The 2,839-nt window shown below is 48.4% G+C and carries 2 protein-coding genes; both read right to left on the bottom strand.

Annotation, left to right across the window (positions count from 1 at the left end; all coding sequences use genetic code 11):
* Positions 1 to 470: 470 nt before the first annotated feature.
* Complete coding sequence (locus QNK41_RS02645; protein WP_319253469.1) at positions 471 to 1,649, bottom strand: IS91 family transposase; 1,179 nt, start codon at positions 1,647 to 1,649, stop codon at positions 471 to 473.
* Complete coding sequence (locus QNK41_RS02640; protein ID WP_319253467.1) at positions 1,627 to 2,505, bottom strand: site-specific integrase; 879 nt, start codon at positions 2,503 to 2,505, stop codon at positions 1,627 to 1,629. The genes QNK41_RS02645 and QNK41_RS02640 overlap by 23 nt, the downstream gene beginning before the upstream one ends.
* Positions 2,506 to 2,839: the final 334 nt, after the last annotated feature.

The following is a 2,839-nucleotide window of genomic DNA, read 5'->3' as shown; positions in this document are numbered from 1 at the left end:
GGCCGCAAGGATACGGTGTGGATTGTGACATAGCGATCATCGCAGATTCTAAGTTCAAGATTACATCGGCAAGTGCAATCTGGCCTTTAGATAGCTAATAAGTGTTTTATCCATCGTCCCGTAGCAACAATGAGCTGAGATTTGTCAACCCTTCTCACGGGTTGTCGCTGGCTCAGTAATTATTTTTCAAGAGCGGGATGATTGATAAAACAGAGATGGACGATGCCGTTTACCGAGTGCGTTGGCACGATTTTTTGTTATGGGTATTGTAATCAAGTCGTGTTCGACTATTTGGTTACCAACAGGCATGATTGGTCCTCATGAGTAAAAGACAATCGCTTTATTTGTTGGACAAATCGCAAATCACAACATCCTTTTGGCTCAATTTTATCTTCAAATAAAGCCGGTAAGCAGGGAAAGGCCGCACTACTCCATCAGTAATTCAAGAAACGATTTAAAAATGAGCCAAATCAGGCAGCTACAAAAGCAAGTGGGTTTGGCGGTCGTGCCCAACCCTTGGGGATCTCTCTATACAGCAGCATCTTTCCTTTTTTGCAGCAGGGGCAGACCGTAATGTCGGTGCCCGTGAGTTGCTGCATCATTGATTCGACAGTCGCCACAGCTTTGTCTATAGGATCGATTAAGCCCATTAATTGCCGGATGGCTGCCAGGTTCGCCGAACGATTGCGGTTGGCTAAAAACCCGTAATGCCGGATGCGAACAAAGCGCTTGGGCAGGCTGTGCAGTAAGAACCGCCGGATGAACTCAACGGCGGTAACCGTGAGCGTTTCCGTTCGATTCTTCTTGCGGTTTTTAAAGGTGAAGGTCACCATACCGTCCGTAAGCGCCTTGATACGGCTGTTGGCAATGGCCACGCGGTGAGTGTAGCGTGCCAGGTATTCCAGAACGTGTTCCGGCTTTTTCACCGGATCGCGCACGTCGATGATCCATGGTTTTTCATACAGCCGGGATTTCAGTCGATTGAATTGATCACCGGCAAATTTGAGATCGTTACATTGACAGGCTTTTTTCATCAATTCCATGAATTTGCCGCGAAACACCAGCGATAAAGCCCGCTCGTTGAACAGGTAGTTGCCTTTGCAGGGTATCCAGCGTGAACCGTCTGGTGAGACCGCTCCACCGGCCACCAGGCAATGCAGATGAAAGTGTGCATTGAGCTTCTGGTCCCAGGTGTGCAGTGTCGTGATAAAACCCAGTTTGCCGCCAAGTTCATTTTCACCGAAGGTCAGCAGCGTTTGGGAAGCGGCTTTAAACAGGATCGCGAGCATCACCTTCTTGTTGTTCAGAACGACGGTGTTGAGTTCATGCGGCAGGGTGAAGACAACATGAAAGTAGTCGGCAGGCAGAATTTCTTGTTTTCTTTGTTCAAGCCACCGTTCACGCGGCATGTGCTGGCATGTGGGGCAATGGCGGTTACGGCATGAATGATACGTGATACGCAGGGCACCACAATGATCGCAACGGTCAATATGGCCGCCCAGATAAGGAGTGCGGCAGTTGAGCAGGTCATAGACGATTTTTCGATGTTCATGCCACAGCGGATAATGCTTTTGATAGTCGATAATATGTTCTTTGAGGATATGGGCGACGGTCAACCGGTCAGTTTTAGGAAGTATGATCGGAGCCATCGGCGCTATCCTTTCCAGTCTCGATAAGATCCAAAGGGCTGGGGACTTTTGACAGCGTTTCGCGGCTCACATGTAAGTAAATGATGGTGGTGGACAATCTTGAATGGCCCATTAAAACCTGGATTTTACGGATATCGTATCCGGCTTCTAAAAGGTGCGTGGCGAAACAGTGACGTAGCGTGTGTAGCCCTTGTCCATTTTTAACCCCCGCTTGTTTGCGGGCTTTTTCGTAAATGGAGCGAACTGTTTCATAAGATAGCGGTTTGCCTTTATGTTTTTTATAGGTCGATGGGAACAGGTAGGTTTGCGGTCGGCAGGCTTTATAGTAGTGGCGCAATTCATTGAGAAGCATTTTTGAAAGCATGGTATAGCGGTCTTTATGGCCCTTGCCGTCTACCACCTTGATCAACATCCGCTTACTGTCGATATCCTCAGGCTTTAATCTTCGCACTTCACCGGCCCTGAGTCCGGCTGCGTATGTCGTCATCAGGATCAAGCGGTGCTTGATATTGCTCGGGCTACTGATGATCTTCCAAACCTGGCCCTTACTCAGCACCGTTGGCAGTTTACGTGGTTTTTTGGTCAGACTGAAGCCGACGGATAACTGCTGGTCAAGAATATGGGAATAGAAGAATCGCAGGCCGTTTAAAGTGCTGCAGCAGCTGGAAGGCGCGAGGTCCTTGTCGTTTTTCAGATACAACAGGTAATCTTCGATCATCTCGGAGGTAATGGTATCGGGAGGCAGCTGATAGTGTCTGGACAATCCGGTAACGGCTGCAAGGTATGAGCGTTGGGTGTGGGGTGAAAGGTTCTTCAAATCCATTTCCCTGATCATTTTTTGACGTAATTCTGTCATGATGCACCTCCTTGAATTAGGGTTGAATAAACTCAGGAGGTATTTTACATGATCAAGGAAATGAGTAAGTGGAAAAACAGGTAGGAAGAGAAACTACAATGCTTCAGAATGGTGGGCTACCGCGCAGCGGTTTCGTCCAACTCCAACTAATCACAGTTTCAACGAAACTACAAATATCTATCAGTGCCCGGGTCTTCGACAAATCGGAGCTCATCGAAGGTTGTCCAGTTGGTATGGTCGCTCATCGCCCCCCCCTTTTAATCCACCGTGGACGATAGGGATCCACCGTTTCGGTCGTCGTACTCCTCGCTAAAGAAATCCTCGTCGTCATCCC

The sequence above is a fragment of the Desulfosarcina sp. genome, from assembly GCF_033791525.1.
Lineage (GTDB): Bacteria > Desulfobacterota > Desulfobacteria > Desulfobacterales > Desulfosarcinaceae > Desulfosarcina.
Note: the sequence above shows the minus strand (reverse complement) of the source record. Positions and strands in the feature narration are given on the sequence as shown.